Source organism: Pseudoblastomonas aquimaris (genome assembly GCF_035481675.1).
GTDB lineage: Bacteria > Pseudomonadota > Alphaproteobacteria > Sphingomonadales > Sphingomonadaceae > Alteriqipengyuania_B.
Map to the genome: position 1 here is coordinate 700,268 of NZ_JAYJJW010000001.1, position 25,836 is coordinate 726,103.

Below are 25,836 nucleotides of genomic sequence, written 5' to 3' on the forward strand. Positions count from 1 at the left end.
TCTCCTGGGGAGGAGACGGCGGTCGTCGGGCACAGCGCCCGGCGGCCGCCACATTTTCTTAACCATCCGCCGCGCCGGTATCGTTAACCCTTCCGCGCTATTCGCTCCGGCATCATGGTGCGCAAGAAGCAACCCAACAAAGGCAAGTTCCGGATCTACCAGCACTTCGCTGCGGCTACGGTTGCCATTACGCTTGTCATCGCGCTGATCGCGGATGGCGAGGAAGGGCGCGCCACTGCGGCGGAGGCCTTGGCCAAAGAGCGCGCGGAGGCTCAGAAGTCCGGCGAAATCCGGGTGGTGAAGCGCGCCCCTATCTTCCAGTCCATGCCCACCAGCGACGATGGCTGGGGCAGCGCGGCCGGCGCATCGACCAGCAATGCCTACGGCAGCGGGGGCGTGTCGGCACGCGGTCGCGGCGGCGTCGAAATCGACGATGCCACCCTGGCCAAGCTGGGTCTCACCCGCGCGGAATGGAACGCGCTGTCCGATAGCCAGAAAATCCGTCTCCTCCAGCAGATTGGCCGCGATCCCGAGCAGGAAGAGGCCGACCGCCAGAGAAATGCCGCGCAAATGGCAGAGGAATCCCGCCAGCGTGCCGGCGGCGCCGACTACGGCAGCGGCGGCGATGCGCCGGGCTAGTCGCCCTTAGTTGCCCTTAGTCGCCCTTCGGCATCAGTCGCAACGCGCCCGCCGCAAGCGCTTCCGCACCGGTCGCTATCACCTTTTCCGCATCGGGCGCCCAGAAGGGGCTGTGCAGCGACGGAAGGGCGGTCCCGTTCTCTTTCGCCGCGAGGAATTCCGCCATCGGCACGCCGCCGACCCAGAAAATCAGCGATTGGATGGAGTCGGGATCGGAACGGCGAAAGCGGCCGAAATCCTCCCCGCCCATGACGGAGGGGACCTGCATCACACGATCCTCGCCGAAGCGCGCGCGGAAGGCGGCCATCGTAGCCTCGGTAAAATCGACGTCGTTGTACGTGGACGGCGTGAACTCGTCTGCCATTTGGACCACCGGCATCAGTTCGTCGGGAAGGCCGGAGGCGATGGCTTCGCCCTTGGCGATACGGGCGATGCCGTCGAGCAGCAGCTGGCGGGATTCGTCGGAATAGCTGCGCACGGTCAATTGGAGCTTCGCTTGGTCCGAAATGATGTTGTGCTTGGTCCCGGCATGGAAGCTGCCGACGGTGATGACGGCGGGATCGAGCGGCGAGGATTCTCGGCTGATCAGCGTTTGCAGCTTCATCACGATAGCGCTTGCAAGGACGACCGGGTCCTTGGTCGTCTGCGGATAGGCCCCGTGCCCGCCAATCCCGCGCACCGTGATATCGACGCTGTCGACGTTGGCCAGCGCGAAACCCGGAGCATAGCCGATCATCCCGGCGGGAAACTGCGCCGCGTCGTGCATCGCCAGCGCATAGTCGGGCTTGGGGAAGCGCTCGAACAGCCCGTCTTCCAGCATGGCCTTGGCACCCTCCCCGGTTTCTTCGGCCGGCTGCAGGGTCATCACCAGCGTGCCGGACCAATCATCCTTCCGCTCGGTAAGTAGCTGGGCCGTACCGATGAAGGCGGTCATGTGCGTGTCGTGGCCGCAGGCATGCATGATCCCGCTTTCGACGCCCGAATCCGGCGTACCCCGGCGGGTGGATGCGAACGGCAGGCCGGTTTGCTCGGTTACCGGCAGCCCGTCCATGTCGGCGCGGATCATGACCACCGGCCCGTCGCCGTTGCGCATCACGGAAACCACCCCGGTGCGTCCGACCCCCTCGGTAACTTCGAAGCCCATCTCGCGCATCATGGCAGCCAGCTTGGCCGCGGTGCGCACTTCCTGGAAGCTGAGTTCCGGATTGGCATGAAGGTCGCGGTAAAGCTCCATCAGCGCCGGCATGTCTTCGGCTAGGTCCGTGCGCAGGTCGTTTGCAGAGGCGGGGCCGTGTGCGAGGACCAGCGCTGCCGCGCCCAGTGCGAAAAGCGATTTCATGACAATTCCCCTCCCCGAGAAAACCGCGGCTACATCCCGTAACTCAGCGCCAGCAGCACCGAAAGCGAGGCGACCATGATCAGCACCAACGGGACGCCAGTGCGGATGTAGTCCGCGAACACATACGACCCCTCGCCCATGATCAGCATGTTCGTCTGGTAGGCGATGGGCGTGGCATAGCACAGGTTGCAACCGAACAGCACGGCCAGCACCAGCGGCTCTGCCGGCAGGTTGAGCTGGGCGGCGATGGCGAAGGCGATCGGCGTCCCCACCGTCGCCGCCGTGGCGTTGGATGCAAAATTGGTGAGCATCGTCACGAACAGCATGATCGCCGCGATGATCCCGGCCGGTGGCAGGTACTGCAGTCCAGCCGAGAGGACTTCTCCCAGCCACCCGGCTGCGCCGCTGTCGAGGATGATCCGGCCGATGGCGATACTGGCGGCGATGAGCACGATGACCTGGCCGGACAAGGCGCGGCCCACGCGGTCGAACTTCACGCAGCCGGTGAGGAACATCAGGATTGCGCCTGCCAGCGCGGAAATGGCGATCGGGAAGATACCTGTGGAGGCTGTGAACACCGCCACACCCATGATGACGGCGGACAACAGCGCTTTCGACTTGCGCGGCATTTCCCGCGCGCCTTCGAGCATCAGCAGGCTGTCGGTCGAGGCGAAATTATGCAGGTCTTCGGGCAGGCCCATCACCAGCAGCACGTCGCCTTCGGTGATGCGCTGGTCGCCGACTTCGCTGAATTCCTGCCGCGGGCCGATGAGCCGCTGGGGCCGATGGACGCCGAGCACGGCGACGCCGTAGAGGTCCGCTACGCCAGAAGTCGGAAGCGTGCGATTGATGAGGCGGGAATCGGCGGTGACCGTCATTTCGACCGCCAGAATGTCTTTACGCTTCGTGGCGGAATCGCGCCGGATCCGGTCGAGAACCCAAGCCGGCGCCAGTTCCCCCTGCAGGACGCGCATCGCATCCTCCAGCGCTTCGTGGGATCCGGAGATATGGAGGCGCTGCTGGGGTTGCAGCGGGCCGGTAACGTCGTCGTGGAACTTTATGTCTTCGGGCAAGCGCGGCAAGATGTCGGCGAGGGACTGGCCGGCGAAAGCGCTTTCCGCCCCGATCCTCAGGCGGGCGTGGAAGCGCCGCTTTTCGGTTTCGTCGATCACGCGGTTGTCCGGTAGCTGCCGAGGCATCACCAGCCAGATGTAAGGCAGTGCGATCAGCGACGCGCCGAGCACGATGGGCGTGAAATGGAACACGCCCATTTCCCGCATGCCGAGATCCACGGCGATCGAAACCACGAGGATATTGGTCGAGGTACCGATCGTCGTCGCCAGCCCGCCGAGCAGGGATGCCGCGTTGAGCGGGATGAGCGTCTTGGAAGCCGGCATCGCCCCGCGCTGGGCCAGCGCCACGAAAATGGGGATCAGGAGGACGAGGACCGGCGTGTTGTTGACGAACATCGACAGAACGAAGGTCGCCACCAGCGACACCAGCAGGCCGACCTGCAGATTCGCCTTGAAGACCCTTTCCAGGAACCGCGCCGCCGGCTCCAGCGCGCCGGTCACCACCAGTCCCCGGCCCATCACCATCAGGGCGCAGATCGTGATGAGCGCGTAGTGACCGAAACCGCCGAACGCCAGCGCCAGTCCGTCCGTCGGGCTCGTGCCCTCCAGCGGGAAGAAATAGAGACCGACGGCGATGACCGCGATGGTCAGCAGCGACACGATCTCGATCGACATCTTGCCGCGCACGAAGGCGACGAACATGGCGATCGTCACGGCCATCGCGGCCATCGCGTGATAAGACGGGGCTTCGATCACAGGGAAAGCGCGCTCTGGCGCCGTGCGCCGCTGTCAGTCAGCAGGTCCATGACTTGCGAATGCACCAGCGGAGCACCTTCGCACAAGAGGCAATCGCGCGGAAAAGCGGCGAATTCCGGTCATTCCGCCCCGATATATCCGAACATCACCCCGCCGATCTTGCGGATCTGGATCTCCTCGCTGCCTTCCGTGATGCGATAGCGGCGATGGTGGCGGTAGATATGCTCGAACGGCTTGTGGCGCGAATAGCCGATGCCGCCGTGCACCTGCATCGCGCGGTCGGCCGCTTCGCATACGAGGCGGTTCGCCCGGTAGTTGCACATGCTCACCTTGTCGGACAATCGCCGCGCGACCTCCGTTTTCGGCATCGTGTCCATTGCGGCAGCAGTGGCATGGATCAGCTGGCGGAGCATCGCAGCCTCGGTCTGCAATTCGACCATCGGGAACTGGATGGCCTGGTTGGAAGCGAGGGGCTTGCCGAAGGGCTTGCGCTCTTTCGCGTATTTCACGCTCTCGTCGATGCAGTATTGCGCCGCGCCGAGCGAGCTTGCCGCCTGCCGGATGCGGTTCTCGTGCACGAAATGCTGCGCGGCGGCGAGGCCCCGATCGACGTCGCCCAGCACGGCATCTTCGGGGATCCAGACGTCGGTCAGCGAGAGCTTGGGGTGGTCTGTGGGCATGTTGAAGGTCCACAGATACTCGCCGATTTCGACCCCCGGCGCATCGTACGGCACGATGAAACAGCCGATGCCCCTGGTATCCCCGTCCTCACCCGAATGCCGCGCGAAGACCATGCAGTGGGTCGCCACATGGCTGCCGGTGGTCCACATCTTGTTGCCATTGATCAGCCAGCCCGGCCGGCCGTCACGCCCGGATCGCACGGCGCGCGTATCCATCCACGTTGCATCGCTGCCGTGGTCTTCCTCGGTCAGGCCGAAGCTCCAGAGCATCTCCCCGCGCAGCATGGCGGGGATGAAATCGGCTTTCTGTTCTTCGGTCCCGAAGTCGCGCACCATGAGCGGCTGGACGAGATTGCCGACGATGCTGCTTTCGTTCTGCAGGTCGTTGTGCAGGCCGAGGCCCCGCGCGGCGAGGTGTTCGCGGATGCAGGCCATGGCCAAGTGGCTACCGTTCTTGCCGCCGTATTCTTCCGGCAGGGCGAAGCGGTAATGGCCGGCTGCATCGGCGCGGCGGCGCATTTCGCGGAGCAGGTTTTCCCATTCCTTGCGCGGCAAGCCTTGGTTGTCCCAATCCGTCCGCGCGTGCTCGCGGCGATGGTCGAAAAAGCGGATGTTGTCGTCCTGTTGCTCCAGCGGCCTGATTTCCGCCTCGATGAAGGCGTCGAGTTCGGCGAGGTAGTCCGTGATCGATTGCGGGATTTCGAATGGGTTCACGTCCATCTCTCCTTCGCGACCGCGAGGCCGGCATATTTCGGCTGGTCGATAGTGAGGCGCTCCATGGCGGTAAGCCGCAAGTGATCCCAAACGGCATCGTCACGCAGCAGCGTCCAGTCGGCGCGCAGTTGCGCAGGGAGCCGGTCCTTGCTCCGGACCATCGCCGCAAGCCGCGCGTCGTGCGCGGTGCTGAAGGCCGGACCGAGTTCTGCCTGCCGCTGCGCCATGCCGAGGGCGTTGATTGCCATCAGCGCATCGAACCGAGCATGGCCGGTAGCATCGCCCAGACGGGCCTTCTCGCGCTCTCGCAAGGCGGCCAGCAATTCGCCGTAGTGGCTTTCGCCTCTGTAATCCGCATCTCCCGGTTCTGCCCACGAAAGGGGACGGCTCGCGCCCCGCTGCGGTTCGAGCAAGAGCAAGAGGTCGATTTCAACTTCCGAGACGCGGCGCCCGATGATCGGGCGCTCCAGCGTGCGCATGGTCCCGTCGCGCCAGCTTTGCCCCATGCGCAGGCAGCAGACGCCCCACCAAAGCGTGTTGTAAAGCAGCCACCAGTCGAACCGCGCGCGCGCAACTGTTTGGCCACTCTCGCGCCGGTAGGCTTCCAGCAGTTCCTGCCGCGAGGCGAAGCCGCCGGCCTCTTTCTCCCAGTGTCCGAACCGCCAGCTTGGCGTGCAGAGATAAGCCAGGTCCTCCAGCGGATCGCCGATATGCGCGAGCTCCCAGTCGAGCACGGCCGCGATCCCGCGGTCGTCGACGACGAGGTTGCCCATCCGGAAATCGCCATGCAGCAGGACGGTTTCAGCCGGTTCCGGACAATGCTCGTGCAGCCACCCTGCCGCCGCATCATAGGCCGGGATTGCGCCGCCGAGCGCATCGTAGTCGGCGACCAGCAACTCGAGCCGTTCGGACGGCGTGCGGGCGACGATTTCGCCAGGCAAGCTCGCCAGATCCATCGCATGGATGGCCGCGAGTTCGCGCGCGCCGTCGACAGGCAGGGCCTCGACCGCTGCCTCGAAACGTGGCTGACCGAGGATGGCGTGTGGCATCGTTTCGCCGGCGACGCGGTCCATCACGAAGCCCTGTCCCAGTCCATCCGAAGCCGAAAGTCGCGCGACCACCGCCGGCGCTTTCACGCCGGATCGCCGTGCGATTGCGATGAGGTCGGCCTGCGCACGTAGCGACAGCGCCGCTTCGCCTTCGACATGGGCCGCATCTTCCGGCAGCTGCCGCAGGACGTATTCCCGGCCGCCCCAGTCGAATGCCCAGCTTGCCATGTTGGCCCCGCCGGAAAGCCGCTCGCAGCGCGCAAGCGCGCCCTCGCCGAATTTGGCGCGGCAGAATTCGATCAGGCGTGCCCGAAACTTGGCGTCGTCCATGCTCTCTCCCGTTCGGGAAAGTGGCCGAGCGCGTTTAATCGGTCAATTAAAACCTGTGCGGACAGGCGGGGCGCGACTGTGTGGTACCTCTGGCCGGACTCGAACCGGCACTTCCGAAGAAATTCGATTTTGAGTCGAACGCGTCTACCAATTCCGCCACAGAGGCCCATCATGGGGCCGAGCGAGGCCGACACAGTGCGCGCGGGTGACTAGCGGTGCCGCCGCCGCCCCGCAAGCATCTTACTTCAGGCTGTTCGCCAGCAGCTTGTGCATCTTCGAATGCAGGCGGTCGTTGCCCGCTAGCACCTGCTTTGCATGGATCGGCTCGCTCCGACCGCGGTAGTCGGTCACGAAACCGCCCGCTTCGCGCACCAAGAGGCAGCCCGCCGCCGTGTCCCAGTCGTTAAGGCCGCTTTCCCAGAACCCGTCGAAGCGTCCGGCGGCCAGCCACGCGAGGTCGAGCGAGGCGGCGCCATAGCGGCGGATACCAGCCACTTCCGGCCCGATCGCGCCGTAGATGCGCGCCCATTCCGCAAAATCGCCGTGGCCCTGGAACGGCATGCCGGTGGCGATCAGCGCTTCCGACATACGGTTGCGGCTGGATACGCGCAGGCGCCCGTCGTGCAGCCACGCGCCGCGGGTCTTCTCGGCCCAGAACGTCTCGTCGGTAATCGGCTGGTAGACCACTGCCGCGATGACATCGCCCCAGCCCTTCCCGTCAAGCCGCGGTTCCTGCACCGCGATGGAGATGGCGAAATGCGGGATGCCGTGGAGGAAGTTGCTCGTCCCGTCGAGCGGATCGATGATCCAGCGCGGCTTGTCCGCATCCCCTTCGATGGTGCCGGCTTCTTCCAGCACGAAACCCCACCCCGGGCGGGCCTGCAGCAGGTCGTCGTAAAGCGCGCGCTCGGCCATCCGGTCGGCCTTGGACACGAAATCAGCGGGCCCCTTGCGGCTCACCTGCAGGTGCTCGATTTCGCCGAAGTCGCGGCGCAGGCGGCCACCTGCGCGCCGCGCGGCACGTTCCATTACGCGGATGAGGCCGGATAGGGCAGCCATTCAGAAATTCCCGTTCAGTCGAACGCAACCTGGATCGATTGCGCGGTCAATTCGATTTCGCCCCACCCGCCGTGGATGTGGACGTAGTTTCCGTCGATCGTCGCTTCATAGATGTCGCTGTAGTCGACCTCCTTGCCCGCTTCGGGCTTGGCTTTGGCGAGCCGCAAGTCCTCCAGCGCGCTGAAGCGGATGAAGCCGGGCTTGAAACACGCCTCGCCTTCCTGCTGGGGCGCGGCGTATTTCGGATGGGCTTCCTGCAAGAGGAAATCCATCTCCAGCGTCAGGGACTCGTCGTCATAGATGACGCTGGTGATGTAAGTGCGCTCGAAATCGATATTCGCGAGCTTCGGATGCGTCACCTGTCCCATTGCGGCCCCCTTGTTATGCCGTGTCAGCCGGCCTTTCCGACGTAGGTTCTTTCATACACGTCAACGACGATGCGCGTACCACTCTCGATATGCGGTGGGACCATCACGCGTACGCCGTTTTCGAGCACGGCCGGCTTGTAGCTGGAGGAAGCGGTCTGCCCCTTCACCACGGCATCGGCCTCCACAATGGTGGCTTCCACCTGGTCGGGAAGCTGGACGGAGATCGGCTTTTCCTCCCACAGCTCCAGCTGCACGTCCATGCCGTCTTCCAGGAATTCCGCCGCGTCGCCGAGAAGGTCGGACGGCAGGTTGATCTGCTCGTAGCTTTCCTTGTCCATGAACACGAGCATGTCGCCCTCGGCATAGAGGTACTGGTATTCGCGCGTGTCGAGCCGCACCTTTTCGACCGTGTCGGCGCTGCGGAAGCGGACGTTGGTCTTGCGGCCGTCCTGCAAGTTCTTCATCTCGACCTGCATGTAGGCCCCGCCCTTGCCGGGCTGGGTGTGCTGGATCTTCGCGACTTTCCAGATGCCGCCTTCGTATTCGAGGATGTTGCCGGGACGAATGTCCACGCCGCTGATTTTCATGGGATAGCCCGTTCGTGCTGAGATTTGCGGATATGGCGCGCGCCCTAGCCCTTTCGCGCTTTGGCGGCAAGCACGGCGCGCGGATGGCCGACGCGCTTGTTCATGGCCAGCACAGGCTGGATGCGGTACAAGGCATGTGAAATGCAGAAACTCTGGCTACCCATCCTCGCGTTCGCCGCCCTGACGGCGGCCCCTGCTCTCGCGCAAACCTCCGGCGGTGCGATCGGCACCTTGCCGACAGGCACCTATCGTTGCGAGCTTCCGGGCGATGCCGCGGGCCGCACGGGCGTGCGGCAACCGGAGCGAGATTTCGCGGTCACCGGCTCGTCGACCTACACGGCCCGGGGCGCCAGTGGCACCTACCTGATGCGCGGCAACCGCGTACAGATGACCAGCGGCCCGATGCAGGGCAGTCGGTTTGCCGTGATGGGCAGCGGCTTCCTCAAGGAAATCGACGCAAACGGCACGCCCGGCCGGCTGCGCTGCGTCCGGCGTTAGCGCGCCTCGCTGCCGCGCGCACCCTGCGCCAGCAACGGATAGGGATTGATCGCGTTGGCGGGCTCCCACCACTTGGCCGTCTCCGTCGTCCGCATGATAGCGAAGTGAAGGTGCGGCGCGGAAGGATCGGCATTGCCGCTCGAACCCACCGTGCCGAGCCGCTGGCCACGACGGATGCGCTGCCCTTCGCGCAGGCCCGGCGCATATTCGTCGAGATGGGCGTAATAGTAGATCGTCTGCCCGTCTTCCGAGCGAACGTAGATCGTGTTCCCGCCGGCATCGGACCGGAACAACCGCTCGATCCGGCCAGGCGCGGCGGAGACCACTGACGTGCCTTCTTCCGCCATGATGTCGATGGCTTCGTGAATGCGATCGCCGCCGTCGCGCGCATCGGCGAAAGTATCGGTCAGCTCTTTTGCGCTCACGCCAAGCACGGGAATCATCAACTGGTCGACTGCCCCCTGCTCGATCTGGACCGTATCTTCCAGGTTGAGCGACTGGGTCCGCTTTTCTGCCCCGGCCACGGCCGGCTCCTGGGCATCGCCAGTCCCCGTTTCCGGAGAACTCGACGTATCGGCATCGGCGCCCGAATTCGCGGCCAGGAAATCGCCGCCGAGGATGCTGCCACCGAACACGATCCACGCGGCCGAAGTCAGCGTGGCGGTGATGACGATGGTAAGCAGTCGCTCAGCAGCTTTCATGCGAATCAGGCCTCGAAAATTACTCGTGTCGACTGCGATACCATGCCGGCGAGCCGGGCTGCATCCCAGTTGGTCAACCGTACACAGCCGCTGCTCTGCGCCCGGCCGATGGTTTCGGGATCGGGCGTACCGTGGATGCCGTAATGCTCCTTACTGAGGTCGATCCACACGACGCCGACCGGGCTGTTGGGCCCCGGCGGCAGGGTGTAAGTGCCCTTGTCGCTGTCATCGTTGCCAAGCACTTCGGGATCGTACTTGTACGGGGGGTTGTAGGCCTCACCCACGATGTCCCATTCGCCCAGCGGCAACGGGAATTCGCTAGAGCCGGAGCTGACGGTGAACATCGCGACCAGCTTGTCGCCATTGTACGCTTTCAGCGTCTTGCCTGCCTTGCTGACGACCACGCGGTCGACTTCCGGCTGTTCGCTGCCCACGCCGAGCGAGACGAGCGTCTGCTTCCAGCCTGCATCCTCGATCGAGCCGGGCGCGATGCGGTCGGCTCCGATGTTTGGCACGCGGATCTGCTGGCCGGCGGTGAAGAAGGACTGGTTCGCGCTGTCCCCGCTAGCGGATGACGATGGGCTAGGCGATGCGGTGGGGCTGGCCGATGCGCTCGGGCTGGCCGACGCGCCGGGTTCGGGGTCGGTCGTTGCCTCGGCGCTGGTCGCAGGCATCCCGCCGGGATTCAGTTCCTTGAGGACGGCCACGGTCGTGTGAAATCGCTCGGCCAGTCGCTCGTCGATGGACTTGTAGCCGAGGCGCTTCATTTCCGCCTTTTCCGCAACGTCTTCGGGCATGTCCTCGTAATTCTGTTCGCCCCAGCTTTCGGGAATGGTGACGACGCGTGTTGCCGGGATATTCGACCACTCGGCCAGCGCAGTCTTGGTTGCTTCGTCGAGCTTGCCGGTCACTTCGAGGTCGTTAGCCTCCTGGAAACCGTTCAGCGCGTTTTCAGTGCTCATGCCCATCTTGCCGTCGATGACCCCGGGCCCGAAGCCGCGGCGGTCGAGCACGACCTGCGCCTGCATGATCGGACGTTCCTCGCTATCGGGAATGTCCGCGTCATAGGTTTCGCCCTTGGCCGGATCGTTCGAAGCCATCGTGTCGGCTTCGTTGTCGGACGTGGTCGCTTCGGAATTTGCCGTGGTCGTGTCGGCCGTGTCGGCCTCGCCATCGGTACCGTTGAGGCCGCATGCGGCAAGCAGGGCAATGGGCGCTGCTGCGATCAGGAAACGCATTGGTATTCTCCCTCGGATGCCGGGCCGGTGCGCCGCGACGTAATGGGAAATCCAACGCGCGGCGGCCTGTCGGGGTCCGAAGGCGTTCGAATTATTCGCTTTCCTCCTCCGCCATCGCGGCTTCGGTCTCCGCGATCACGCGATTGAACTCGGCGACGGCGGCCGCTTCGTCTCCTCCCCAGACCGCATGGCTGACGGCGAGGAAATCCGCGCCTGCACGGATCAGCGGCGGGCAGTTTGCAGGCGTGATCCCCCCGATCGCCACACAAGGAAGCTCGAAAATCTTCGCCCACCATTCCAGCAGGTCGAGTTCGGCACGGTGCCCGCTATCCTTGGTCTCGCTAGGGAAAAACGCCCCGAACGCGACGTAGTCGGCCCCCGCCTCGCCCGCATCCATCGCAAAGTGGCGCGAGGCGTGGCAGGTCACCCCGATCTGCACATCCTTGCCGAGCCGGTCTCGCGCTTCCTTCACATCGCCGTCATCCTGGCCGAGATGGACGCCATCCGCTTTCAGGCGCTTTGCTAGGGCAATGCTGTCGTTGACGACGAAGGCCACGTCCCGCTCCGCACAAATGCGCTGCAGCGGCTCCGCAAGTCGTGCGGCCTCATGCTCGTCCACGTCCTTCACGCGGAACTGGAAGGCTGCGACCGGGCCCGCGTCGAGCGCACGGGCAAGGCGGTCGGGGAAGTCGCCGCCGACATCGGGCGGCGAGATCAGGTAAAGCTGGCAATCGGTCATCGGGCCGCTGGTAGCCTTGCTGGAAGCATTCGTCGACATTCAGCACGCAGCAACGCGGCGGAGCGCAGATTCGCAGGCATGAAACACGCTGTCTTCCTCTCCCTTGCACCGCTTGCGCTTGCCGGCGGTTGCGCCACGAACGCGGGCACCGCCCCGCTTGCCGAAACGCCGGTCGCCGCGGCTGCCACGCCGGTGGCGTTCGGGGAGCCGGTGAAGGCTGGCGAGGTGGTCGTCACCCCGCTTTCGCTGGTCGAAGACAGCCGCTGCCCCATCAACGCGCGCTGCGTCTGGGCGGGCCGGCTGATCGTAAACGCGCGGATCGACGGTGCCGGCTGGCGTGAAACCGTCCTGCTCGAGCTTGGCGAAGCGCGCGATGTGCGCGGTGCCGGTGTCATGCTGGCGAGCGGCGAACCGGGCCGGATGGCGGGCGAGGACGAACCCCTGCCCGCCGCCTATCTCTTCACTTTCGAAGGAAGCTCACGCCCCCTCAGGTCGCGCTGGCGCAGGAAATCTCGTCGATCGCGGTTTCCAGCGCCTGGTCGAATTGTACATCGTCCATCTGCACGCGCAGTTCTTCGAGCAGCGCGCGGCTGAAGCTGGCGATCATGCCTTCGTTTTTCGCAAGTTCGCGGCACGCTTCGTCGCGGCCGTAACCGCCGGAAAGGGCCACGACGCGCAGCACTTTGGGATGCTCCACTAGCGGGCGATAGAGATTGGCCTCGCTCGGAATGGTCAGCTTCAGCATGACGTGCTGGCCTTCCGGCACCCGGTTGAGCTGGTCGAGCATGGCGGCCAGAAGCTGCGCCTCGGCCTGCGGACGCGTTTCGCTTTTCAGGCTGACTTCTGGCTCGAGAATGGGGACGAGGCCGCTGTCGAGGATTTGCAGGCCGAAATCCATCTGCTGGCGAACGTTGGCGGCGACGCCTTCCTGGTCCGCATCGTGGATGACCGAGCGCATCTTCGTGCCGAACACACCAAGTTCCTTCGCCCGCGCGCACATCTCGTTCAGGCGCGGCATGTCCTTCATCAGCTGCACGCCATTTCCTGTATCGTGCATGCCCATGTCGACCTTCAGGAATGGCACCACGCCGCGGCGCGAGAGCAGCTCGGGGATCGGCGAGCCGTCCTCCACGCAGCCTTCCATCGTCTTTTCGAACAGGATCGCCCCGATCACGCCGCCGCTTCCGAAGGACGGCGAGGTCACGATCCGGCAGCGCATCTTGTGGATTTCGGCGAACATTTCCTCGTCGCCGCTCCACGCATCGTCGGCCACGCCGTAGCCCTGAAGCGCCTTGGGCGTCGATCCGCCCGACTGGTCGAGCGCGGCGATGAAGCCCTTCTTCGTCGCCATCTGCTGCTTCATTTCATCGAAAGTCATGCGTCGTGATCCCATTTGCGGCCCGCGCCCCTCCGGTGCGTGCATTCGTATGCGCGGCGCTTTAGCCAGACCGCCCATGGTCCGCAACACCGACAGACAACCTTTCCGCCGCCCAAGCGTAGATGCGGTGAAGGAGAAATCGATGCTCGACGATACCCAGGCCAGGCTATGCGATGAAAACACCACCGACTTCAGCGATCTGAAGGCGATAACCATCAACTGCACGCTGAAGCCGTCACCGCAGGGATCGCACACCGACAAGCTGCTGGGCGTGGTCGAGACCATCCTGGTGCGCAACAATGTCGCGCTCGAGCAGGTCCGCCTGGTCGATCACGATATCGCGCCCGGCGTCTACCCGGACATGACCGAGCACGGGGCCGACACCGACGAATGGCCGGCCATTTGGGACAAGGTCCGCGCGGCCGATATCCTCGTGATCGGCACGCCGATCTGGCTGGGCGAGAAATCGAGCGTCTGCCAGCGCCTGATCGAGCGGCTGTATGCCCATTCCGGCCAGACCAACGACAAGGGGCAATATGCATTCTACGGCAAGGTCGGCGGATGCATCGTCACCGGCAACGAAGACGGCATCAAGCATGTCGGGATGGGCGTGCTCTATTCGTTGCAGCACGTGGGCTACACGATCCCGCCGCAAGCCGACGCGGGCTGGATCGGGGAGGCGGGCCCCGGCCCCAGTTACGGTGATCCCAAGGACGACGGCGAAGGCTATGTCGGGTTCGACAACGACTTCACGAAGCGCAACACCACCTTCATGACCTGGAACCTGATGCACATGGCACGGATGCTGAAGGATGCGGGCGGCATACCCTGCCACGGAAACTCGGTGGACCTGTGGAAGGAAGGGCGCCGCTTCGACGCGCCCAATCCGGAATACCGCTAGGCCGGGAGGCTCGAAGGCCGTTTGCCGGTCTTGCGAATGATGCCGGTGAAGCTGAGGACCGGCGTGCCGTCCGCGGTCGCGATCCCGCGCACGAACACGGTCTTCCCGCCACCGCGCGTAACCTCGCCTCGCGCTTCCACCAACTGGCCGGGCTTTGCCGGGTTCAGGAAATCGCCCGACAGGTTCATCGTCACGCCGAAGCTGTCGTGCATCTCGTTGCGCGCGATGGTGAACAGGGCGGCATCGGCAAAGGTCATCAGGCACCCGCCGTGCAGGAACCCGCCGCCGTTCATGTGGCGGTCTTCGGTGCGGAAGGCACAGATCCAGTCGCCGTTATCCTTACGCCGCTCGTAGAACGGCCCGGCAACCTGTTCGAAGGCGTCGGATTGCCAGAAGGACCAACCGGCCCATTCGCCTTCGGTAACGGGGATCAGGCCGTGCCCAGCCTCGACGATCTCGCTCACGCCGCCAGCGCCGCGACGCCGGGCAGTTCCTTGCCCTCCATCCATTCGAGGAAAGCCCCGCCTGCGGTCGAAACATAGCTGAAATCGTCCGCTACGCCCGCGTGGTTGAGCGCGGCCACCGTGTCGCCGCCGCCCGCGACCGAAGTCAGCGAGCCATCCTGCGTCAACGCCGCCGCCGTCCGGGCGAGAGCCACCGTTGCGGTGTCGAAAGGCTCGATCTCGAACGCGCCGAGCGGGCCGTTCCACACCAGCGTGCGGCAGGTCTTCAGGACGTCGGCCAGCGCCTCCGTCGCCTGCGGCCCGATGTCGAGGATCATTTCGTTCGCGCCCACTTCATGCACGTTGCAAGTGCGCAAGCCTGCCGGATTGGCGGCGAATTCGGGCGCGACGACCACGTCGTACGGGAGGTGGATCGTGCAGCGGGCATGGTCGGCCTTGTCCATGATCGCATTGGCTGTGTCGGTCAGGTCGTGCTCGCACAGGGACTTGCCGACATCGACACCGCGCGCGGCGAGGAAGGTGTTGGCCATCCCGCCGCCGATGATCAGGTGCTGGACCTGCCCGACGAGGTTTTCGAGCACGTCGAGCTTGGTGGACACCTTGGCTCCGCCCACGACGGCCGCGACCGGCGCTTCCGGATTACCGAGCGCCGCGTCGAGCGCCTTCAATTCCGCCTCCATCGCACGGCCGGCATAGGCGGGCAGCACTTTCGCCAGCCCCTCCGTGCTCGCATGGGCGCGGTGTGCGGCCGAAAACGCGTCGTTGACGTAGAAATCCGCGTTCTCGGCGATGGCGGCGGCGAAATCGGCATCGTTCGCCTCCTCGCCCGGCCAGAAGCGCGTGTTCTCCATCAGGCCAATGTCGCCATTGCCGAGGATGCCGATGGCTTGCGCCGCGACCGGCCCCGTAAGTTCGGGAATGAACATGATTTCGCGCCCCAGCACGTCTTCGACCCCGCCCTGCACCCAGCTGAGCGTCATGGTGGAGTTCTTCTGCCCCTTCGGACGCCCGTAATGGGCGAGCAGCAGGACCTTCGCACCCGCGTCGGCCAGTTCAAGGATGGTCGGCATCACCGCGCGGATCCGCGTGTCGTCGGCCACCGATCCTTCGCGCATCGGCACGTTGAGATCCACGCGGACGAGCGCGACCTTGCCGGTCACATCGCCGAGGTCGGAGCCAAGATCGTCGAGGGTGCGGAACGCCATCGGCTCAAATCAGCCCGGCGACGACGCCGGACGTGTCGATCATGCGGTTGGAGAAACCCCATTCGTTATCGTACCAGCTGACGACGCGGGCGAGCTTGCCTTCCATCACGCTGGTTTCCAGGCTGTCGACGGTCGAGCTGGCGGGATGGTGGTTGAAGTCGCTGGACACGAGCGGCTGGTCGGTGAAGTCGAGCACGCCTTTCATCTTGCCATCGGCAGCTGCTTTCAGCGCAGCGTTCAATTCCTCTGCCGAAGTGTCGCGGCCCGGCTGGAAAACCAGGTCGACGAGGCTGACGTTGGGCGTCGGCACGCGGACGGAAGAGCCGTCGAGCTTGCCGTTGAGTTCGGGCAGGACGAGACCGACCGCGCGGGCGGCGCCGGTGGTCGTCGGGATCATGTTCTGCGCCCCGCCGCGCGCGCGGCGCATGTCGGAATGCATCTGGTCCAGCATGCGCTGGTCGTTGGTGTAGCTGTGGATCGTGGTCATGAAGCCGCGTTCGATGCCGACCGTGTCGTTCAGCACCTTTGCCACCGGGGCGAGGCAGTTGGTGGTGCAGCTGGCGTTGGAGATGATCACGTCGTCCGCTGTCAGCGTGTCGTGGTTCACGCCGTAGACGATCGTCTTGGACACGTTCTTCGCCGGGGCGGAGATGACCACGCGCTTGGCACCCGCATCGAGATGCGGGCGGGCCGCCTCGTCGCTCTGGAAAAAGCCCGTGCATTCCATGACGAGGTCGATGCCCATCGCCTTGTGCGGCAGGTTGCCGGGGTCGCGCTCGCTGGTAACCTTGATGGCCTTGCCGTTCACGGTGATCGTGTCGCCATCGACCTCGACCGTGCCGGGGAAGCGGCCGTGGGTCGAATCGTACTGGAACAGCAGCGCGTTCGACTTCGCGTCGGCGAGGTCGTTGATCGCGACCAGTTCCAGGTCGTGATCGTCACGCTCCAGCAAGGCCCGTGCGACAAGCCGGCCGATGCGCCCGAAACCGTTGATTGCTACCTTCGTCGCCATGACAATGCTCCTCGCTTAACCGTTCAATTTGTTCATGATTTGCGGCACGATAGCGTCCGCAGTGAAGCCGAATTTCGCAAACAGGTCGCCTGCCGGCGCCGACGCGCCGAAGCGGTCGATCCCGATGTTGAGACCGTGCGCCATCGTGTATCGTTCCCAGCCAAGCGTACTGCCGGCCTCGATCGAGACGCGCAGGATGGTGGACGGGTCGACATCGGGCAGCAGGTCGCGCTTGTACGCCTCGTCCTGCGCCTCGAACAATTCCATGCACGGCATCGAAATTAAGTCCGCGCCCACGCCTTGCCCTTCGAGCGTTTCGGCAACCTCGCACGCCAGCGACAGTTCGCTGCCGGTGGCGATGAGGATGACCTTCCGGTCCGCCCGTGCGGCGCGCAGGCGATAGGCACCCTTCGCGCTGCGATTGCCGGCCGCGTCCCACGCCTCGTCGCCCTCTCCGCGAAGCTGCGGCAGGCCCTGGCGCGAAAGGCACAGCACCGACGGCGTGCCCTTGGTTTGCAAGGCCAGCGCCCAGCATTCCGCCGTCTCGATCACGTCGGCCGGGCGGAACACGTTAAGATTGGGGATCAGGCGCAGGCTCATCACCTGCTCGATCGGCTGGTGCGTCGGCCCGTCCTCGCCCAGCCCGATGCTGTCGTGGGTCATGACATAGATCGCCTCGGCCTGCTGCAGCGCCGACAGGCGGATGGCGTTGCGGCAATAGTCGCTGAAGATCAGGAACGTGCCGCCGTACGGGATGATGCCGCCGTGCAGCGCCATGCCATTCATCGCGGCCGCCATGCCGAATTCGCGGATGCCGTAATAGACATAGCGGCCGGCGTAGTTGTCCGCGGTCATCGGATCGGTCGACGGCGTCTTGGTGTTGTTCGATCCGGTGAGGTCGGCGCTGCCGCCGATCATCGACGGGATCGATGCGGTCAGGACATTGAGCGCCATTTCCGATGCCTTGCGCGTCGCCACCTTCTGCGGATTGGCAGCAAGGTCGGCGATGTAGGCTTCCAGAGCGGGGCCGGCGATGTCGCCGGCATGCATCGTCGCAGAGAAATAGCCGGCCTTGCGGTCCGCATCGCTGTCTAGCCGGGCCTGCCAGTCGACCTGGGCCTGCTTGCCCCGATCCCCGGTAGCGCGCCAGTCGGACAGGACCTGTTCGGGCACTTCGAAGGGCGCTGCATCCCAGCCCAGCGTAGCGCGCGCGGCGGCAACCTCGTCATCGCCGAGCGGCGCGCCATGCGTGGCGCTGGTGCCCTGCTTGTTGGGCGCGCCCTTCCCGATCACGGTCTTGCAGGCGACCAGCGTCGGCAGCGGGTGGTCGCGCGCTTCGGAAAGGGCGCGGCGGATCTCGTCATGGTCATGGCCGTTGCATTCGACCACGTGCCATCCGGTGGCGAGATAGCGGGCCTTGATGTCCTCGCTGGTCGACAGCTCCGTGTCCCCGTCGATGGTGATGTTGTTGTCGTCCCACAGCACGTTCATCCGACCGAGCTTCAGGTGCCCGGCAAGGCCGATCGCCTCGTGGTTGATGCCTTCCATCAGGCAGCCATCCCCGGCGATCACCCATGTGCGATGATCGACCAGGTCGTCGCCATGCACGGCGTTGAGATGCCGTTCCGCCATCGCCATGCCCACGGCCATCGCCAGACCCTGCCCCAGCGGGCCGGTGGTGCATTCCACGCCCGGAAGCAGGAAATTCTCCGGGTGGCCGGCGCACGGGCTGCCGAGCTGGCGGAAGTTGCGGATGCCCTCAATCGTCGGTTCGGCATAGCCCGACAGGTGGAGCAGGCTGTAGATCAGCATCGAACCGTGCCCGGCCGACAGGACGAAGCGGTCGCGATCGTCCCAATCGGGGTTTGCCGGATCGAACTTCAGGAATTCGGACCACAGGATCGTGGCGACATCGGCCATGCCCATCGGCATCCCGGGGTGCCCCGAATTCGCCGCCTGCACCGCATCCATGCTGAGCGCCCGGATCGCGTTGGCCATCTGGGTAAGGCGGGCGTGGTCGAGGCTCATTCGGGTATTCTCCTGCCGCCGCGGATCGGGCGGCCTGGCTGCGATGTTAGCTGGCGATTCGCGCGCGCGATCGGCTCGCCAGCGGCTTTGCCAATGCCCCGCATCGCGTCAAGGGCAGTCCCCTGCCCGTCAACACGACTTTGCCCGCATATGGCCGTGCAACCTTATTCACAGGCCCATCCGGCAACTTTTTGCCAAGATTGGACATTCGCCATAATCTGCCGCGTCATGACGGACGGTCTTCCCCTTGAAACGCCGGGCAGCGCTGCTGCCACGGCCCTCGCCCGGATCGACGCGGCGCTTTCGCGGATCGAGCAGGCGGCCGCGCGGCCCCAGGCGCCTGCGAGCAACAGCGTGCTGGAAGAAACTGTGCGCGGCTCGCTGGCGGAGCTCGACACCCTGATTGCGAGGATGGAGCGATGAGCAACGTCACGCTGCATATCGGCGGGCGCGACTACACGGTCGCCTGCGCCGATGGCGAGGAAGCACACGTCACCGGCCTTGGCCGCATGATCTCCGCCAAGCTCGATGAAATGGGTGGCACCGGCAACCAGAGCGAGGTGCGCACGCTGCTGTTTGCCGCGCTGCTGCTGGCCGACGAGGTTCACGAACTGAAAGGCCGGCCGGAACCCGAACCCCGGCGTGCCAGCGACCCCGAAATCGACGCCGTGCTGGATCGTGTCGCCGACCGGCTCGAGAATATCGCGAACACGCTTGAGCGGCAGCCCGAGCATACCTAAATAGGTCACGGCGGGACTGCCCGGCACGAGCCGACCGAATATCCCTGAGGCTATAAGCAATCCAAGGGAGCCGTCCCTGTCCGAGGCGCGGGATCTGCAATAGGGTCCGGCTTCGAGGCACACGGCGCCCACCTGACGTTGAGGCGTCAGAGGATTTCACGGCACCGACCCATGGTGGTTCCGCCAACTGTTCCTATCGCGCTAACGCTTCGCTGCTTGAGCGCGATTTTTCGCTACCGCTTCGTTGCTTGAGCGCGGTGACGCATTTTCGAGGATACCAGCCCTGTCAGGATCTCAAAAAGCCAGGATACGGCGCGAATTGCTCGCGCTCCGACGTGAGCATGTGGAGGCGCAGGACGCGCGGATACGGGCGCTCTTGTTCAAGCGCCCGCCTGCAGCCGTGATGGACCTGGTGCCGGAAGGCGCCGTCATCGGGCTTTACCGCGAAAACACGACCGAAGCGCCTGCCTCCGCCTACGCGAGGTTCTTTGCCGAGGCCGGGCATGCCGTCGCGCTCCCGCGTTTCGGCAGGGAAGCCTCGGCAATGAAGTTCGCGCGCTTCGAGGATCCGTTCGCGGAAAGCGGGCTGGAGATCGGCCCCTTCGGCATCGAGCAACCGGAAGCGATTGTTCCGACCATGCGGCCCGACGTACTATTTGTTCCGCTGGTCGGCTTTACGGCGGACGGCGCCCGGCTGGGCCAGGGCGGCGGTCATTACGACCGGTGGCTTGCCAATAATCCTGACACGAAAGCGATCGGCCTTGCGTGGGACGTCCAGCTGCGCGACGAGTTACCCATGGAAGACCACGACCGCAGGCTGGACGCCGTCATCACCCCCACCCGCCTGTTCGGGCCTTTCGCATGAGGACGGAGCCGACCTGGCGCATACCCTTCGGCATGCTGATGCTGCTGATTGGACTTGCCGTCTATGCAATCGTCATCGCGCGCTATGTGCCGGGCATTGTCGGCGGCTGGCATCCCGCCTTCCAGACGATCGTCTACATCGCGCTGGGCCTCGCCTGGCTGTTGCCGCTCGGCCGCTTCCTCCAGTGGATGGAAACCGGTCGCTGGAAACGTGGGGATTGAGGCACGCATCTGTCTGTCTCATCCTTGCCGCACTGGCAGGATGTACGTCGGGTCCAGTTCCCGGACGCGATCAGTCCCCACCGTCTATAACGGAGTACATGCGGCAGCCAGCGATATTGGTGTTTTCCAAGACTCTTGGCTGGAGGCATGACGAGGGGATCGCGCGGGCTGACCGCTTTCTTGCGGACTATGCCCTCACGCGAGAGATGGGATTTTTCACGACGGCCAACGCAGCCGTTTTCAACCCGCGGCAGCTGGCACGTTTCGATGTCGTGGTCTTCAACAACGTTACGGGCGATGCGCTGTCCACAGCGCAGCAGACCGCACTGCGTCGATGGATTGAAGATGGCGGAGGCTTTATCGCGCTTCACGTATCGGGCGACGATACGCACGCCGGCTGGCAGTGGTATGATCGTGAAGTTATAGGGCCCGAATTCGTGGGACATCCGGCGGATCCGCAGTTCCAGCGGGCTCGCGTGGTTTCTCTGGCGCCCGATCATCCGGTCTTGCGCGGCATTCCCGGCGAATTTTCGCTAACCGACGAGTGGTACAGCTTCGATGGCATCGACACGCTGGCAGACGCGATGCCGCTGCTCGGCCTTGATGAGGACAGCTACCAACCCGAAAACCTAGCTTATGGTCCGCGCGAGGATCTGAGAATGGGCTGTGGGCCGGCACACCATCCAATCGCATGGGTCCGTTGTATCGGTTCCGGGCGCAGCTTCTTTTCCGCTGTCGGACACTTCCAGGTGAACTACGACGACCCGGTTTATCGGCGCTTCTTGGAGAATGCCGTCGGCTGGGTCAGTGCCTCAGGCAGCGGCAACCGTGATGGCTGCCGGATCGGGCAATTTGAAGAGGAATAATGTCCCAAGTGGCGCGAGTGACGGGACTCGAACCCGCGACCCTCGGCGTGACAGGCCGATACTCTAACCAACTGAGCTACACCCGCGCATTTGCGCTGTAGCGCCTCTTGGGAGACGCGCCACTAGGCCAGCGGCGCGGGGCTGTCAACTGACCTTCTTGCGGAAAATTCGAACCATTTGCGAACCGCGGATTCCACCCTGCCGTTAACCATATTTTTGCCCCTTCCCGTCATGGCTCGTGCCGGGGTTCGTGCACACGCAAAACGTGTGCCGCAGGGGAATTACATGCGCAAATTGCTCGCCGTCATGGCCATGCTGACGATGTTTACGGGACCGGTCAGTGCCAGCTCCATATCGCTCGACAGCGCCGTCTTCGTCGAAAAGGTCGACGGCGGTGCGCGCAGCCTGGCTGCCGCAGACAGTTTCCGCCCCGGCGAGACCATCGTCACGATCGTGCGCTGGCGCGCCGAATCCGCCAGCCTGGAAAGCTTTTCAGTGACGAGCGCCCTGCCCGCCGGCCTGCGCTTCGATCGCGCGAGTGGACAGGTTTCCGTCTCGACGGACGGCGGTGCGACCTTCCGCGGGCCGGACAATGTTGCCGGCCGGATCACACACCTGCGCTGGACCATAAATGCCGGCGACGCCGCACGCGGGCGCGGCCAGCTAAGCTACCGCGCCACCGTGCGATAAGCCTCACCCGGCGAGGATGCGGGCCGGGCCTTCGATCAGCCGCTTGAGGTCCTGCACGAAGCTCGCCGCGTCATAACCGTCCACCACGCGGTGATCGCAGCTGATCGAAATATTCATCAGCTTGCGCTTCTCGATCCGTTCCACACCGTCCGTGCCCTTCACATACATCGGGCGTTCGATGATGCGGTTCGGACCGATGATCGCGACCTCCGGACGATTGATGACCGGCGTTGTCGCCACACCGCCGAGCGGGCCGAGCGACGTGACGGTGAGCGTCGAGCCGGACAGTTCCTCGCTTTTCAGCTTCCCGTCACGCGCGCCTTCGGCAAGGCGCAGGATCTCGCGCGCGAGCTGCCACAGGTTCTTGCTTTCCGCATTGCGGATGACCGGCACCATCAGGCCGCTGTCGGTCTGCGCAGCCATACCGAGCTGGACGGAGCCATGGCGAGTGACCACGCCGGCTTCGTCGTCATAGGTCGCGTTAATCATCGGATAGTCGGGCAAAGTCTTCGTGATCGCGGTGATCAGCAGCGGCAGCATGGTCAGCTTGGGCCGGTCGCCACGCTGGTCGTTCAATTGCGCGCGCAAGTGCTCGAGCTCGGTCACGTCCACTTCTTCCACATAGGAGAAATGCGGGATGTTGCGCTTGGCCGCAGCCATGTTCTGGGCGATCCGCTTGCGCAGGCCGATGACCTTCACCTCTTCCGACGCGCGCCGCTTGCCCGGCGCCTCGATCCCGCCGCTGTCGTACGCGATGAACTGGTCGAGATCGCCGTGACGGATGCGGCCGCCATCCGCAGGCTTAACCTGCGTCAGGTCGATGCCGAGGTCCTCCGCGCGCTTGCGCACGGCAGGGGAAGCCAGGACCTTGGCTTCCTGCTTGGGAACTGGCGCGGGCGTGGGAGCGGGTGTCGGTTCCGCCTTTGCAGGAGGAGCCGGATCGGCAGCCATCGCATCGTCGGCATCGCTCGCGTCCGAAGTTTCGACCTCGATACGCTCTTCCACCGTCTCGGCCTTGGGGGCCGGCGCCGCGGCTTCCTGCGAGCTATCGTCGACCTCGTCGGGATCGCCTTCGATTTCCAGCACGACCAGCATGGATCCGATGGAAATCGTGTCGCCGACCTCGCCGGCGACTTCCAGCACCTTGCCCGAAACCGGCGCTTCCATTTCCACGGTCGCCTTATCGGTCATCATGTCGGCCAGCTGGTCGTCTTCCTCGACCATGTCGCCGACCTTGACGTGCCAGGCGACGATTTCCGCTTCGGCGATGCCTTCACCGATGTCGGGCAGGTTGAAGGTATAGCGTGCCATAGGATTACTCTTTCAGCAGCCGGTCGATCGCCTCGCCGATGCGGACGGGACCGGGGAAATACGCCCATTCCAGGCTGTGCGGATAGGGTGTGTCGAAGCCGGTGACGCGCTCGATCGGCGCCTCCAGGTGATAGAAGCAGCGTTCCTGCACCAGCGCCGACAGTTCGGCACCGAAGCCTGTGGTCCGGGTCGCCTCGTGAACGATCATGCAGCGCCCCGTCTTGCGCACGGATGCCTCGATCGTCTCGATATCGACCGGCACGATGCTGCGCAGGTCGATCACTTCGGCATCGACGCCTCTTTCGCGGCACACGGCTTCCGCCACATGGACCATCGTGCCGTAGGCCAGCACGGTCATCGCCTCGCCTTCGGTCACGATCCGCGCCTTGCCGAGCGGGATCTTGTAGTATCCCTCCGGCACCACGGAATCCTTGTGCTTCTTCCACGGCAACACGGGCTTGTCGTAATAGCCATCGAACGTGCCGTTGTAGATGCGCTTCGGCTCGAAGAAGATGACCGGATCGTTGTCCTCGATGGCCGAGATCAGCAGTCCCTTGGCATCGTAGGGAGTCGACGGGATCACCGTTTTCAGGCCGGCCACGTGGCTGAAGATCGCCTCGGGACTCTGGCTGTGGGTCTGGCCACCGAAAATCCCGCCGCCGAAGGGGCTGCGCACCGTCATCGGCGCGATATATTCGCCGGCTGATCGATAGCGCAGGCGTGCCGCTTCGCTGATCAGCTGGTCGAGGCCGGGGTAGATATAGTCGGCGAACTGGATTTCGGGGATCGGGCGCAGGCCATAGGCGCCCATGCCCACAGCAACCCCGATGATGCCGCATTCGGATATCGGTGTGTCAAACACACGCGTCTTGCCGTATTTTTCCTGCAAGCCCGCGGTCGCCCGGAACACCCCGCCGAAATAGCCGACGTCTTCGCCCATGATAATCGTATCGGGATCGCGCTCCAGCATGATATCGAGCGCGTCATTGATCGCCTCGATCATGTTGAAGCGACGCTCGCCCGCTTCGGCCGTTTCGGTTTTCACGTCCGCGCTCATTTCGGCAGCCCTCCGGGGAACTTCACTTCCCGCTCGTGCACCGCCTGCTCGGCTTGTTCCTTGAGGTGCCACGGCAGTTCTTCGTACACGTCCTCGAACATGGTGCGGAAGGGATGGTGAAGGCCGTGGCCGAGAATGCCGTTCTTCTCGGCTTCCTTGGTCGCTTTCTTCACCCGGTCGACGCATTCGGCATCGAGCGCCTCGTGCCGCGCCTCGTCCCATTCGCCGAGGGCGATCAGGTGCTTCTTCAGCCGGTTTACGGGATCGCCGAGCGGCCATTCCTCCCGCTCCGCAGCACTACGATAGGCGCTGGGATCGTCGGAGGTGGAGTGGCCTTCCGCGCGGTAGGTGAAATACTCGATCAATGTCGGGCCGTTGTTGGTCCGCGCGCGCTCGGCCGCCCAGCGCTGCGCGGCGTAGACCGCCAGCACATCGTTACCGTCCACCCGCAGACCGGCGATACCGTAGCCCACCGCGCGGGCGGCAAAAGTCGTGCGCTCCGCCCCGGCGAACCCGCTGAAGCTGGAGATGGCCCACTGGTTGTTGATCACGTTGAAAATGACCGGCGCGTTGTAGACGGCGGCGAAGGTGAGCGCGGAATGGAAATCGCCTTCCGCGGTCGAGCCCTCGCCCACCCACGTCGCGGCGATCCGGCTGTCGCCCTTGATCGCGCTCGCCATCGCGAAACCGGTCGCTTGCGGCAGCTGGGTCGCAAGGTTGCCGCTGATCGAGAAGAAGCTGTGCTCCCGGCTCGAATACATGATCGGCAGCTGGCGGCCCTTCAGCTTGTCGGCGCGGTTGGAATAGATCTGGTTGATCATCTCCGTCAGCGGATAGCCGCGCGCGATCAGGATGCCCTGCTGGCGATAGCTCGGGAAGACCATGTCGTCGCTCGCCAGCGCATGGGCGGCGGCGACGCTTGTCGCCTCTTCGCCCGTGCATTTCATGTAGAAGCTGGTCTTGCCCTGCCGCTGGCCGCGATACATCCGCTCGTCGAACGCGCGCACCAGCGCCATGTCGGACAGGATCGCGCGCAGCTGGTCAGGACTGAGGCGCGGGTCCCACGGACCATGCGCCTTGTCGTCGTCGCCCAGGACGCGGACCAGATCGACGGTCAGCGGATTGGTCTCGACCGGGGCGCAGGCCTCGTCGGGCCGGGGCTGCTCGCCTGGCTTGGTCACGGCGAGGTGCGAATAATCCACCGTGTCGCCGGGACGGAATTTCGGCTCCGGCACATGAAGCTTCAGCGACGGCCTGTTGTCGCCGATCTTCTGGCCGTTTTCGGGCTGGTCGCCCATGGCTCTCTCCCCTGTCGGGCGCCCGGCGAA

Annotated in this window: 28 protein-coding genes, 2 tRNA genes and 1 other RNA gene; 11 read left to right on the forward strand and 20 right to left on the reverse strand. The window is 64.7% G+C overall.

What is annotated here, in order from left to right:
* The first annotated feature begins 114 nt into the window (after positions 1-114).
* The gene (locus VCJ71_RS03360) at positions 115-639 is read left to right on the forward strand and encodes a hypothetical protein (protein WP_324639094.1); all 525 of its coding nucleotides are present in this window, start codon (positions 115-117) and stop codon (positions 637-639) included.
* A 16-nt stretch (positions 640-655) separates the two neighbouring features.
* Here the strand turns inward: VCJ71_RS03360 and VCJ71_RS03365 are convergent, their stop codons facing one another.
* From VCJ71_RS03365 to efp, 8 genes are all read right to left on the reverse strand, one after another.
* Positions 656-1,978, reverse strand: a complete 1,323-nt coding sequence (locus VCJ71_RS03365; protein ID WP_324639096.1) for an amidohydrolase — start codon at positions 1,976-1,978, stop codon at positions 656-658.
* A gap of 29 nt (positions 1,979-2,007) precedes the next feature.
* Positions 2,008-3,780, reverse strand: coding sequence for an SLC13 family permease (locus tag VCJ71_RS03370; RefSeq protein ID WP_324639098.1), 1,773 nt, complete (start codon positions 3,778-3,780; stop codon positions 2,008-2,010).
* 146 nt (positions 3,781-3,926) lie between these two features.
* Positions 3,927-5,201: an acyl-CoA dehydrogenase family protein gene (locus tag VCJ71_RS03375; RefSeq protein ID WP_416379137.1), complete on the reverse strand. Its 1,275-nt coding sequence runs from the start codon at positions 5,199-5,201 to the stop codon at positions 3,927-3,929.
* Complete coding sequence (locus tag VCJ71_RS03380) at positions 5,198-6,580, reverse strand: phosphotransferase family protein (RefSeq protein ID WP_324639101.1); 1,383 nt, start codon at positions 6,578-6,580, stop codon at positions 5,198-5,200. The genes VCJ71_RS03375 and VCJ71_RS03380 overlap by 4 nt, the downstream gene beginning before the upstream one ends.
* A gap of 81 nt (positions 6,581-6,661) precedes the next feature.
* Positions 6,662-6,746 (reverse strand) — tRNA-Leu (locus VCJ71_RS03385).
* A gap of 74 nt (positions 6,747-6,820) precedes the next feature.
* Complete coding sequence (locus VCJ71_RS03390) at positions 6,821-7,639, reverse strand: inositol monophosphatase family protein (RefSeq protein WP_324639103.1); 819 nt, start codon at positions 7,637-7,639, stop codon at positions 6,821-6,823.
* A gap of 14 nt (positions 7,640-7,653) precedes the next feature.
* Positions 7,654-8,007, reverse strand: a complete 354-nt coding sequence (locus VCJ71_RS03395) for a hypothetical protein (protein ID WP_324639105.1) — start codon at positions 8,005-8,007, stop codon at positions 7,654-7,656.
* 23 nt (positions 8,008-8,030) lie between these two features.
* Positions 8,031-8,594: an elongation factor P gene (gene efp / locus VCJ71_RS03400; protein WP_324639106.1), complete on the reverse strand. Its 564-nt coding sequence runs from the start codon at positions 8,592-8,594 to the stop codon at positions 8,031-8,033.
* Positions 8,595-8,735: 141 nt separating this feature from the next.
* Between efp and VCJ71_RS03405 the strand changes: the two genes are divergently transcribed.
* Positions 8,736-9,092 (forward strand): hypothetical protein, encoded by a 357-nt coding sequence (locus VCJ71_RS03405; RefSeq protein WP_324639108.1) that lies wholly within the window; start codon positions 8,736-8,738, stop codon positions 9,090-9,092.
* Here the strand turns inward: VCJ71_RS03405 and VCJ71_RS03410 are convergent.
* The 3 genes from VCJ71_RS03410 to thiE form a co-directional block, all read right to left on the reverse strand.
* Entirely contained in the window at positions 9,089-9,793 is a 705-nt protein-coding gene (locus VCJ71_RS03410) for a M23 family metallopeptidase (protein WP_324639110.1), read from the reverse strand. The genes VCJ71_RS03405 and VCJ71_RS03410 overlap by 4 nt on opposite strands.
* A 5-nt stretch (positions 9,794-9,798) precedes the next feature.
* Entirely contained in the window at positions 9,799-11,031 is a 1,233-nt protein-coding gene (locus VCJ71_RS03415; RefSeq protein WP_324639112.1) for a L,D-transpeptidase family protein, read from the reverse strand.
* Between the two features lie 91 nt (positions 11,032-11,122).
* The gene (gene thiE / locus VCJ71_RS03420) at positions 11,123-11,809 is read right to left on the reverse strand and encodes a thiamine phosphate synthase (RefSeq protein ID WP_324639113.1); all 687 of its coding nucleotides are present in this window, start codon (positions 11,807-11,809) and stop codon (positions 11,123-11,125) included.
* 39 nt (positions 11,810-11,848) lie between these two features.
* On the opposite strand from thiE, the gene VCJ71_RS03425 reads away from it, so the two are divergent.
* On the forward strand, positions 11,849-12,364 hold the full coding sequence (locus VCJ71_RS03425; protein WP_324639114.1) for a hypothetical protein: 516 nt from the start codon (positions 11,849-11,851) through the stop codon (positions 12,362-12,364).
* Here VCJ71_RS03425 and VCJ71_RS03430 read toward each other — a convergent pair.
* Complete coding sequence (locus VCJ71_RS03430) at positions 12,258-13,148, reverse strand: fructose bisphosphate aldolase (RefSeq protein ID WP_324639116.1); 891 nt, start codon at positions 13,146-13,148, stop codon at positions 12,258-12,260. The genes VCJ71_RS03425 and VCJ71_RS03430 overlap by 107 nt on opposite strands.
* A gap of 142 nt (positions 13,149-13,290) precedes the next feature.
* Between VCJ71_RS03430 and VCJ71_RS03435 the strand changes: the two genes are divergently transcribed.
* On the forward strand, positions 13,291-14,049 hold the full coding sequence (locus VCJ71_RS03435) for a flavodoxin family protein (protein ID WP_324639118.1): 759 nt from the start codon (positions 13,291-13,293) through the stop codon (positions 14,047-14,049).
* On the opposite strand, the gene VCJ71_RS03440 is transcribed toward VCJ71_RS03435, so the two are convergent.
* Genes VCJ71_RS03440 through tkt form a run of 4 tightly spaced genes read right to left on the reverse strand, consistent with a single transcriptional unit; the run spans position 14,046 to position 18,758 of the window.
* Complete coding sequence (locus tag VCJ71_RS03440) at positions 14,046-14,513, reverse strand: PaaI family thioesterase (protein ID WP_324639120.1); 468 nt, start codon at positions 14,511-14,513, stop codon at positions 14,046-14,048. The two genes, VCJ71_RS03435 and VCJ71_RS03440, sit on opposite strands and share 4 nt — an antisense overlap.
* On the reverse strand, positions 14,510-15,718 hold the full coding sequence (locus VCJ71_RS03445) for a phosphoglycerate kinase (RefSeq protein WP_324639122.1): 1,209 nt from the start codon (positions 15,716-15,718) through the stop codon (positions 14,510-14,512). Before VCJ71_RS03445 ends, VCJ71_RS03440 begins: the two co-directional genes overlap by 4 nt.
* 4 nt (positions 15,719-15,722) lie before the next feature.
* Positions 15,723-16,730 carry a type I glyceraldehyde-3-phosphate dehydrogenase gene (gene gap / locus VCJ71_RS03450; protein WP_324639124.1) on the reverse strand — a complete coding sequence of 336 codons (1,008 nt, stop codon included), beginning with the start codon at positions 16,728-16,730 and terminating at the stop codon, positions 15,723-15,725.
* Positions 16,731-16,745: 15 nt separating this feature from the next.
* Complete coding sequence (gene tkt, locus VCJ71_RS03455) at positions 16,746-18,758, reverse strand: transketolase (RefSeq protein WP_324639125.1); 2,013 nt, start codon at positions 18,756-18,758, stop codon at positions 16,746-16,748.
* A gap of 228 nt (positions 18,759-18,986) precedes the next feature.
* On the opposite strand from tkt, the gene VCJ71_RS03460 reads away from it, so the two are divergent.
* The 6 genes from VCJ71_RS03460 (at position 18,987) to VCJ71_RS03480 (ending at position 21,450) form a co-directional block, all read left to right on the forward strand.
* Positions 18,987-19,181, forward strand: a complete 195-nt coding sequence (locus tag VCJ71_RS03460; RefSeq protein ID WP_324639126.1) for a hypothetical protein — start codon at positions 18,987-18,989, stop codon at positions 19,179-19,181.
* Positions 19,178-19,498 carry a cell division protein ZapA gene (locus VCJ71_RS03465; protein ID WP_324639127.1) on the forward strand — a complete coding sequence of 107 codons (321 nt, stop codon included), beginning with the start codon at positions 19,178-19,180 and terminating at the stop codon, positions 19,496-19,498. The genes VCJ71_RS03460 and VCJ71_RS03465 overlap by 4 nt, the downstream gene beginning before the upstream one ends.
* 10 nt (positions 19,499-19,508) lie before the next feature.
* Positions 19,509-19,683, forward strand: a non-coding RNA gene (gene ssrS / locus VCJ71_RS12810) — 6S RNA.
* Positions 19,684-19,742: 59 nt separating this feature from the next.
* A complete protein-coding gene (locus VCJ71_RS03470) occupies positions 19,743-20,363 on the forward strand; it encodes a 5-formyltetrahydrofolate cyclo-ligase (protein WP_324639128.1) in 621 nt (206 codons plus the stop codon).
* Positions 20,360-20,584, forward strand: coding sequence for a DUF2842 domain-containing protein (locus tag VCJ71_RS03475; protein ID WP_324639129.1), 225 nt, complete (start codon positions 20,360-20,362; stop codon positions 20,582-20,584). Before VCJ71_RS03470 ends, VCJ71_RS03475 begins: the two co-directional genes overlap by 4 nt.
* Before the next feature lie 119 nt (positions 20,585-20,703).
* Positions 20,704-21,450, forward strand: coding sequence for a ThuA domain-containing protein (locus VCJ71_RS03480; protein ID WP_324640862.1), 747 nt, complete (start codon positions 20,704-20,706; stop codon positions 21,448-21,450).
* A gap of 9 nt (positions 21,451-21,459) precedes the next feature.
* On the opposite strand, the gene VCJ71_RS03485 is transcribed toward VCJ71_RS03480, so the two are convergent.
* Positions 21,460-21,536 (reverse strand) — tRNA-Asp (locus VCJ71_RS03485).
* Between the two features lie 199 nt (positions 21,537-21,735).
* Between VCJ71_RS03485 and VCJ71_RS03490 the strand changes: the two genes are divergently transcribed.
* Complete coding sequence (locus VCJ71_RS03490; protein ID WP_324639130.1) at positions 21,736-22,140, forward strand: hypothetical protein; 405 nt, start codon at positions 21,736-21,738, stop codon at positions 22,138-22,140.
* 3 nt (positions 22,141-22,143) lie between these two features.
* Here VCJ71_RS03490 and VCJ71_RS03495 read toward each other — a convergent pair whose 3' ends face one another.
* Genes VCJ71_RS03495 through VCJ71_RS03505 form a run of 3 tightly spaced genes read right to left on the reverse strand, consistent with a single transcriptional unit; the run spans position 22,144 to position 25,806 of the window.
* Positions 22,144-23,451, reverse strand: coding sequence for a dihydrolipoamide acetyltransferase family protein (locus VCJ71_RS03495; protein WP_324639131.1), 1,308 nt, complete (start codon positions 23,449-23,451; stop codon positions 22,144-22,146).
* Positions 23,452-23,455: 4 nt separating this feature from the next.
* Positions 23,456-24,508, reverse strand: a complete 1,053-nt coding sequence (locus VCJ71_RS03500) for an alpha-ketoacid dehydrogenase subunit beta (RefSeq protein WP_324639132.1) — start codon at positions 24,506-24,508, stop codon at positions 23,456-23,458.
* Positions 24,505-25,806: a 3-methyl-2-oxobutanoate dehydrogenase (2-methylpropanoyl-transferring) subunit alpha gene (locus VCJ71_RS03505; protein WP_324639133.1), complete on the reverse strand. Its 1,302-nt coding sequence runs from the start codon at positions 25,804-25,806 to the stop codon at positions 24,505-24,507. The genes VCJ71_RS03500 and VCJ71_RS03505 overlap by 4 nt, the downstream gene beginning before the upstream one ends.
* Positions 25,807-25,836 lie beyond the last annotated feature (30 nt).

What these genes read in the sequence shown, in the direction of transcription:
- VCJ71_RS03460 (WP_324639126.1), top strand. Translation starts at nt 18,987, where the DNA reads ATGACGGACGGTCTTCCCCTTGAAACGCCGGGCAGCGCTGCTGCCACG.
- gap (WP_324639124.1), bottom strand. Translation starts at nt 16,730, where the DNA reads ATGGCGACGAAGGTAGCAATCAACGGTTTCGGGCGCATCGGCCGGCTT.
- VCJ71_RS03370 (WP_324639098.1), bottom strand. Translation starts at nt 3,780, where the DNA reads ATGGCCGCGATGGCCGTGACGATCGCCATGTTCGTCGCCTTCGTGCGC.
- VCJ71_RS03380 (WP_324639101.1), bottom strand. Translation starts at nt 6,580, where the DNA reads ATGGACGACGCCAAGTTTCGGGCACGCCTGATCGAATTCTGCCGCGCC.
- VCJ71_RS03395 (WP_324639105.1), bottom strand. Translation starts at nt 8,007, where the DNA reads ATGGGACAGGTGACGCATCCGAAGCTCGCGAATATCGATTTCGAGCGC.
- VCJ71_RS03410 (WP_324639110.1), bottom strand. Translation starts at nt 9,793, where the DNA reads ATGAAAGCTGCTGAGCGACTGCTTACCATCGTCATCACCGCCACGCTG.
- VCJ71_RS03495 (WP_324639131.1), bottom strand. Translation starts at nt 23,451, where the DNA reads ATGGCACGCTATACCTTCAACCTGCCCGACATCGGTGAAGGCATCGCC.
- VCJ71_RS03360 (WP_324639094.1), top strand. Translation starts at nt 115, where the DNA reads ATGGTGCGCAAGAAGCAACCCAACAAAGGCAAGTTCCGGATCTACCAG.
- VCJ71_RS03445 (WP_324639122.1), bottom strand. Translation starts at nt 15,718, where the DNA reads ATGGCGTTCCGCACCCTCGACGATCTTGGCTCCGACCTCGGCGATGTG.
- VCJ71_RS03390 (WP_324639103.1), bottom strand. Translation starts at nt 7,639, where the DNA reads ATGGCTGCCCTATCCGGCCTCATCCGCGTAATGGAACGTGCCGCGCGG.
- VCJ71_RS03365 (WP_324639096.1), bottom strand. Translation starts at nt 1,978, where the DNA reads ATGAAATCGCTTTTCGCACTGGGCGCGGCAGCGCTGGTCCTCGCACAC.
- tkt (WP_324639125.1), bottom strand. Translation starts at nt 18,758, where the DNA reads ATGAGCCTCGACCACGCCCGCCTTACCCAGATGGCCAACGCGATCCGG.
- thiE (WP_324639113.1), bottom strand. Translation starts at nt 11,809, where the DNA reads ATGTCGACGAATGCTTCCAGCAAGGCTACCAGCGGCCCGATGACCGAT.
- VCJ71_RS03505 (WP_324639133.1), bottom strand. Translation starts at nt 25,806, where the DNA reads ATGGGCGACCAGCCCGAAAACGGCCAGAAGATCGGCGACAACAGGCCG.
- VCJ71_RS03465 (WP_324639127.1), top strand. Translation starts at nt 19,178, where the DNA reads ATGAGCAACGTCACGCTGCATATCGGCGGGCGCGACTACACGGTCGCC.
- VCJ71_RS03435 (WP_324639118.1), top strand. Translation starts at nt 13,291, where the DNA reads ATGCTCGACGATACCCAGGCCAGGCTATGCGATGAAAACACCACCGAC.
- efp (WP_324639106.1), bottom strand. Translation starts at nt 8,594, where the DNA reads ATGAAAATCAGCGGCGTGGACATTCGTCCCGGCAACATCCTCGAATAC.
- VCJ71_RS03415 (WP_324639112.1), bottom strand. Translation starts at nt 11,031, where the DNA reads ATGCGTTTCCTGATCGCAGCAGCGCCCATTGCCCTGCTTGCCGCATGC.
- VCJ71_RS03475 (WP_324639129.1), top strand. Translation starts at nt 20,360, where the DNA reads ATGAGGACGGAGCCGACCTGGCGCATACCCTTCGGCATGCTGATGCTG.
- VCJ71_RS03405 (WP_324639108.1), top strand. Translation starts at nt 8,736, where the DNA reads ATGCAGAAACTCTGGCTACCCATCCTCGCGTTCGCCGCCCTGACGGCG.
- VCJ71_RS03500 (WP_324639132.1), bottom strand. Translation starts at nt 24,508, where the DNA reads ATGAGCGCGGACGTGAAAACCGAAACGGCCGAAGCGGGCGAGCGTCGC.
- VCJ71_RS03430 (WP_324639116.1), bottom strand. Translation starts at nt 13,148, where the DNA reads ATGACTTTCGATGAAATGAAGCAGCAGATGGCGACGAAGAAGGGCTTC.
- VCJ71_RS03490 (WP_324639130.1), top strand. Translation starts at nt 21,736, where the DNA reads ATGCGCAAATTGCTCGCCGTCATGGCCATGCTGACGATGTTTACGGGA.
- VCJ71_RS03425 (WP_324639114.1), top strand. Translation starts at nt 11,849, where the DNA reads ATGAAACACGCTGTCTTCCTCTCCCTTGCACCGCTTGCGCTTGCCGGC.